The organism is Streptomyces sp. col6, assembly GCF_008042035.1.
Classification (GTDB): domain Bacteria; phylum Actinomycetota; class Actinomycetes; order Streptomycetales; family Streptomycetaceae; genus Streptomyces.
The window spans coordinates 1-873 of sequence record NZ_RDBL01000049.1; the positions used below are offsets into that span (position 1 = coordinate 1).

An 873-nucleotide genomic window follows, 5' to 3' on the forward strand; every position below is an offset into this window, starting at 1 on the left:
GTCTGGGGGCCGGGGCGGGGATCAGCGTTCCTGCTGGGCGCCGGTCACCGAGGGGAGGTTGACCAGCAGGGCGGCGAGCAGGCCGATGATGAGGCCGGTGAAGTGGACCTGCTGGGCGGCGCCGATGTAGATCCAGTAGCCGAAGAACATGCCGCCCGAGAGGAACAGCAGGAACAGCCCGGCGAAGGCGCCCAGCGCGATGTTGGCGCGCTGCGTCACGACGATCCCGGTCTCCTCGCCACGCGCCCGGCGCCACAGGCCGTACGCCGCACGGGCCAGCAGGGCCACGATCAGCACCTCGTAGATGATGACGCCGATGAGCGCCGGCGTGGCCATCGACTCGGGCATCGCGCGCCACTCCAGGCCGTTGCCCCGGACGGGGTCCTTGACCAGGTCGCGCATGGTCAGCATGGAACCTATGAGCGCCTTGTTGGTGCCGAAGTCGTTGACGTTGTTGAGGGTGACCAGGCCCAGCCACAGGGTGAGCCCGCTCATCAGGAAGGCGTTGAGCGCGGCCAGCCGGGAGCGGACGGCGAGGTCCGGCCGGCCGGTGGCCTGCGGGGCCGTCGTGCTCTTCGTCGCGGTGGGCCGGTCGGCGGTCAGTGCCATGGGAGGACTCCTCGGAGCTGAAGGGAGGGGAAGTTCGATGGCTTCAGCGTGCCGGGATTCGGGCGCCCCCGGCAGCTCCCTCTTCGGGCTGCCCGTGCGGCGTCCCCGCCCGCCCGTACGGACTGCCCGTACGGGCTCCTCGACCGGCCAGGGTACGACCCCGAATCCCGTTGCCCGGGGGCAAGTTCGTCCAGCAGGATCGGGCCCCGTGACCACCGCCGAGACACCCCCTGCCACCCCGCCCGCCGCCGACGGGCCCACCGC

1 protein-coding gene is annotated in these 873 nt (G+C 71.7%); it reads right to left on the reverse strand.

The annotated features are described in order from the left end of the window. Nucleotides 1-21 precede the first annotated feature (21 nt). Nucleotides 22-609 (reverse strand): DUF2165 family protein, encoded by a 588-nt coding sequence (locus EAO73_RS34905; RefSeq protein ID WP_147975548.1) that lies wholly within the window; start codon nt 607-609, stop codon nt 22-24. Between the last annotated feature and the right edge of the window lie 264 nt (nt 610-873).